Raw genomic sequence first — 5,822 nt, forward strand, 5'->3', positions numbered from 1 at the left:
TGCTGGGATTTTGCTTACCTGGGATCGGGTTGCTCTATACCCTAATGACTATAGATTCAGCATGGCGACATTGGCAAGGAAGGGGTGGTGCTTGGAAAGGAAGGGTTTATTCGGTTGAGGGTTGAGGTTGGAGGTTGGAGGTTGTTCGCGTAGCGTGGCCGTTCGCGTAGCGTGGCCTAAAGGCCAAAAGGCCAAGGTTGTTCGCGTAGCGTGGCCAAAGGCCAAGGTTGGAGGTTTAAGGTTTAAGGTTTAAGGTTTAAGGTTTAAGGTTTAAAGTTTAATTTTATAGCAGTCGAAGTAAAATTTAAAACATATTTTTGTGACCAGATATGCTGTTGCTTATTAACTATTACCCTTTCCATAACTATACTTCAATGTCTATAATTCCTTTCTACTGCCCCTAATGCTTTCAGGGTTGCTTTTTCTAAGTCCGTTAAACCTTGGATTCCAGTGATTTTCATGTTGGTGTAGGGTTTGTTGCTGAGGGTTTTGATGCATTCGCCTGTTTGAATGTCCCAGATTTTAATAGTTTCATCTAAGCTGCCACTGGCAATAATAGTGCCATCACAACTGATAGCTAATCCAAAAATTATGCTAGTATGACCGTTTAGAGTTTTCAAAGATTGTCCAGTTCGTACATCCCAAAGTTTTACAGTTGCTTCATGACCGCTACTGGCAATAGTTTTGCCATCAGGACTGAAGACCACAGACCAGAACCAACCACTATCACCTTGAAACGTTCGCAGACATTCTCCAGTTTGGATATCCCACAACTTAATAGTTTTATCTTGACTGCTACTGGCAATAATTGTGCCGTCAGGGCTAAATGCTACTGAAAATACTCGCTTCGTGTGACCCAACAAGGTTTGAAAACAGTCTCCAGTATTAATATTCCATAGTCTTACTGCTTTGTCCTCACTGCTACTGGCAATAGTTGTACCATCAGGACTAAATGCTACTGATCTTAGGGGAGCAGCGTGCCCCTCCAGGGTTTTGAGCACTTTTCCAGTGCTTAGATTCCATAGCTTTAGGGTTTTATCCCTACTACCACTAGCTAGGGTCATACCATCAGGACTGATGGCGATTGCGGGTGCTATGTTGTAGAAACCAGCGGTACTCTCCTGAAAGGTTTTTAGTACTTCTCCAGTACTAATATTCCATAACTTTATAGTTGTATCATCGCTGCTGCTGGCTAGAGTTATACCATCGGGGCTGAAAACTAAGGAATAAACCCCTAAAGTATGTCCTTGAAGAGTATTAATGCATTCTCCCGTGCTTAGATCCCAAACCTTAATTCTATGGTCATAACCACTACTAGCGAGTATCTTACCGTTAGGACTAATAGCTACTGATTTTACCGAGTCACTATACCCCTGTAAGGTATGCAAACATTCTTGCTGCTTAATACTCCATAACTTTACTTTTTGATCGGCACTGCTACTCAATAAAGTTTTTCCATCGAGGCTAATATCAACTGAAAAAACCTCCAGGTTGTGTCCTGTGAAAGTTTGGATACATTCTTCCTGGTCAAAAGCCCATACTTTCAAAGTGTGATCTGCACCACCACTTACTATACTATCACCATCACGGCTAAAAACTACTGATAATATTCGACCACGATGACCTTGCCAAGTTTTAAGACATTGACCTGTATCGATGTCCCACAACTTAATAGTAGGATCTTGTTTACCAGCAGTACTACATATAGTTTTGCCATCTGGGCTGAAAGCTACGGAATGAAGTCGATCCGTATGACCATGCCAGGTTTTTAGGCATTCTCCACTCTCAGCATCCCAAAGTTTGATATTGCAGTCATAAGATCCACTAGCAATCCTTTTACCATCAGGACTAATATCCACCGCTCTGACTCGCTCAGTATGTCCTGCCAAAGTTCTCAGACATTGACCAGTTTTGATGTTCCAAAGCTTGATAGTTTTGTCATCGCTACCACTAGCTATAATCTGACGCTCTGAATTTAAAGCAATTGACCAAATTCCATTAGTATGTCCTCTAAGAGTGTGTAGACACTGTTGAGTTTGCACATCCCAGATTTTAACGGTTCTGTCACCGCTACCACTAGCGATAATCTTACCATCTGCACTAAAAGCAATTGACTGAATCCAATCCGTGTGTTCTTGAAAAAGCGCGATTGGCTTACAATCAGCTACTCGCCATAAGCGAATGTCTCCAAGGCGATCGCTTGTGGCAAAAATCTCACCATTGGGGTGAAAGGCAACAGAAAAAACTGTACTAAAGACTTTATTAAACAGGGAATGAGCCAGATTTGCCCCAGCAAAATTCACCTCTGTTAAACTAGCACCAACAAAATCCCCACCCAAAACCATACAACCACTCAAATCACAACCTTCCAACGCCGATGGCTGTGCCTTCAACAACAAGGTTGCCGCATTCCCTCCCACATAACCAACTTCCTCCTCAGTCTTACCCCTCGTTCCCCTCACAACCTCTAACAAACTTTCCTTGGTACCCTCCCCAGCCTCAAGCATGGGAACCAGCAAATCCAACACCGCCTTAGCCAAAGGTGCTTTACCAAAGGTACTGGGCAAATCCACCTGAGCCTCAAACCTGGACACATCAGCAATTTCTGCCAAATCAGCTGCCAAGACTCCCAACTCCGCAGCTAACTTAAACGCGACAAAAAACTCCAACAAAGAACGATGGGCTGGAGTATAATCACCTAATTCATCACGAATTAGCATGGTTTGCCCCATCATGTCATAATGCCAGTGGTCTAAATCCTTTTGCTCCTGTACCACCCTCCCAAACAACCGCCGAATTCTGTCGGGGAACAATCGATAATTAAGCTTCATTTTGTCAGTAGACAACATTTCCCAAGACAACTCGCACAGGAAATAGAGCTTATCTGCCATTGAGGTAAAAGTGCGATCGCTTTTAATATCCCGCTCCATCTTCCGGCGTGTTGCATAGAGATAAATGCGGGAAATATCCACAGGTTTACCAGCCTCAATTTCCGGTAAGGCTTCCAAAATTAACTCAATCATCACCGGACGACGAGCTAAATCTAACAGTTGAGTATTTCCCATCACTTTCTGAACCGTTTCCGGTTTAGCTTGGAATGACAGCACTTTTCGGATTTGGTCATCATTAAACTTCTCTAATTTTAGTACTTCAAATTGGGGTTTTTCTCCAGTCAGTTTAGCTGTGGATGCTTGCAATTCGGCATTCAGTAAAGCACGACCTTCTTTAGCTTCAGGAAAATGCTCAGTGCGACAGGTAAGAATAACCTTAGAATTGGGAACGACCACCCGTGCCAATTCCCAAAAATTGTTTATCATCCGCTGACGATCAACTTTGGCTGCCATCTCATCAAAACCATCAAAGATAATTAACAGTTTCCCCATGCGGTTGAGTTGTTCAAACACATTGCTGTTGATCCGGAGGTTGTGTTGACTAAAGAAGAAACCCGCTAGCACATTTTTTACATCCAAAGCTCTAGCATAATCCCGCAGCGTAATTACTAAAGGCAGACGAGGACGTTCTCTTCCCCTAGCTTTTGCAGTTTTATAACGTTGCACAGCACTCCAGGCATAGTGAAAAGCAAACCAAGTTTTTCCCATACCAAATTCCCCCAGCACTGAAATATGTTCCTTTGCTGGGTCATCAAGCCAACGGTCAATATAGCCATCAATCCAACCATCCTCTGATTCATAGTGACTGACAGCGACTAGGTGTTTAGTGGCTGGATGAAATTCTTCTTTAGTACAAGCCAGAGGCACATACATCTGGTCAATGCCTCGGCTTTTTACCTCTGCTTCTAACCAATCAATGTAACCACTAAAATCTGCTGTTTCATCGAGAAGTTCATCAAAGGTATAGCAAAATAGATAGCGGTTTTCTCGTTGCTGTACCTGCTCCCTTGCTGCTTTGCTAATGCGGCGACTGGTTACCAGCCACCCTTCATCAGTGCTTTGTGCTTCTACTGATTGACGCAGTGCTTCTAAGTCACTAACTTCTGCTTCTCCCTGTATCCCTCGTACTAAAATGCGGTCATAGCCCCGCCGTGCAGGAATGTTAATAATCCACTCAAAATAATCATCTCCCCAGACTTGGTAATTTTCCATCTCATAGCTAAGTGCTTTAAACCAACCTCTCATCTGTTCGGCTAAAACTGATTCTCTCGGTTGAGTTCGGGATAAAAGACCTTGATCACTTATTTCTACTAAGCTATTAGGTTTTTCTAGTATTCTTTGTAAACTTTGCTGGAAATTTTTTCGCTGATGGTCACCTATTACTTCTAGTGGTGTACGGGAACGTTTGGCAATGTCGATAAACAGGGCACTAAATTCAGCCAACTCGCGGCGATAATCAAGACCTAGTGCTATAATTTTATCCGCCAAATCCTCATTCTGGAGATAGTCTTGAGCTACATCTAACCATAGACTTGGGTTATCCTGTTCAAAAGCAGTCCTGAATGCTTTTTTTACGTTTGCCTGTCGCAACAGCTTAAGGAATGGTTCTGGTTTCCCTACACCGTATTCAATTAGGGTGTAGACATAAACACCTTCAAAATTCTTGGGTGGTGCATCAGGTTTGAGCTTGAATTTTGTTAAGAGTTTGACAACGGTTTCTTGGCGATTCAGCTTGTCTGTTACCTGAGTAACACCTAAAGAGACAATGGCACTAATGATGTCGTCAATTATGAACATGGGTGTGGTGGGGATAACTAGCTTTACCAGAGTCAGCTCATCTAAATTCGTATCACAAACTACAGATGAAAGTTATTTTATAGTATCACAAACCTAAAATCTGCTGCGGCCATGTCAATAAGCTGCCTCCATTCTCAATAATTTTGAGATTATTGAGAATGTGATTTGATAAATCTGAAAAATCCTAATGGCGTTCGCGTTCACGGAGTGTGGCGAAGTCAAGCGTCGGCTTTACCGAATCGCAACGGTTTATTCTTTTTTGCTCAAAGTACCTTGAAAGTTCAGCGATTGAGTAGAACAAAGGTACTTATTTTGACCTCGATTTTTTCCAATTTCAATAAAAATTGGTTTAATCAGATTTTTTTCAGTTACAATTTATAGAAAATTAGATGAGCTTACCCTGCTAGCTTTACCGCCAGAAGTGTTTAATTTAGCAATATAATTTTACCAAAATGGCTGATGTCTGTCTATCGTTATTGTCAACAGAACAGGAAGTAGGATAATAATCATCAAAACTATATTTAAAGATATTTTTAAGCCTCGAAAACTACTTCTCCTCTCCCCCCACACTTCCGACACTTCCCCTTTGAGCCTAATCTAAGAAAACACCCTTGTTACCATCATCCTACTGGGCAAATTGCTGAAATTTGCGCCATTATATCAATGTTTTCGGTGTGAGTAGTCAACTATCGTTCCCAATGCTCAAACTTACTTGGAGCTTACCCCATGTAACTCCAGCTGCGATCGCTGCAGCCTTTCTACTAACTCCCAATGGTCTAGCCAATGAATCTCAACCAAAGTCAACAACCGCCCAGGAATTATCCATAGCAGTAGAGTTACTTCCCCCCATCTCTGTGGAAGTCATGGAGCAGGTGACACCTGTTGACCAGTTGTTACCAGGATCACCAATAACGGAATTACCAACAAGTACACAAGGGTTTGACCATGAACTAACTCCCCATATCGAACCCAATATCGAACAGACAGATGATCCGATGGCTCAAGTCACATCAGTATCCCAGTTATCGGATGTCCAGCCCACAGATTGGGCATTCCAAGCCTTACAATCTATCGTAGAGCGCTACGGTTGTATGGCAGGATATCCTGATGGTAGCTATCGTGGCAATCGTCCCC

Annotated in this window: 3 protein-coding genes; 1 reads left to right on the forward strand and 2 read right to left on the reverse strand. The window is 42.5% G+C overall.

Annotated features, from left to right (window positions below; translation table 11 throughout):
• Positions 1-48: 48 nt before the first annotated feature.
• Positions 49-225 (reverse strand): hypothetical protein, encoded by a 177-nt coding sequence (locus F6K57_RS35240; RefSeq protein WP_293072633.1) that lies wholly within the window; start codon positions 223-225, stop codon positions 49-51.
• Between the two features lie 146 nt (positions 226-371).
• Positions 372-4,688, reverse strand: a complete 4,317-nt coding sequence (locus F6K57_RS35245) for an NACHT domain-containing protein (protein WP_293072635.1) — start codon at positions 4,686-4,688, stop codon at positions 372-374.
• 698 nt (positions 4,689-5,386) lie between these two features.
• Between F6K57_RS35245 and F6K57_RS35250 the strand changes: the two genes are divergently transcribed.
• On the forward strand, positions 5,387-5,822 hold a 436-nt coding region (locus F6K57_RS35250), incomplete at its 3' end, for an S-layer homology domain-containing protein (protein ID WP_293072637.1).

This window comes from Moorena sp. SIO4A5, from assembly GCF_010672005.1.
Lineage (GTDB): Bacteria > Cyanobacteriota > Cyanobacteriia > Cyanobacteriales > Coleofasciculaceae > Moorena.

Excerpts from the sequence above, each read along its gene's own strand:
- F6K57_RS35245 (WP_293072635.1), bottom strand. The coding sequence starts at position 4,688 with ATGTTCATAATTGACGACATCATTAGTGCCATTGTCTCTTTAGGTGTT.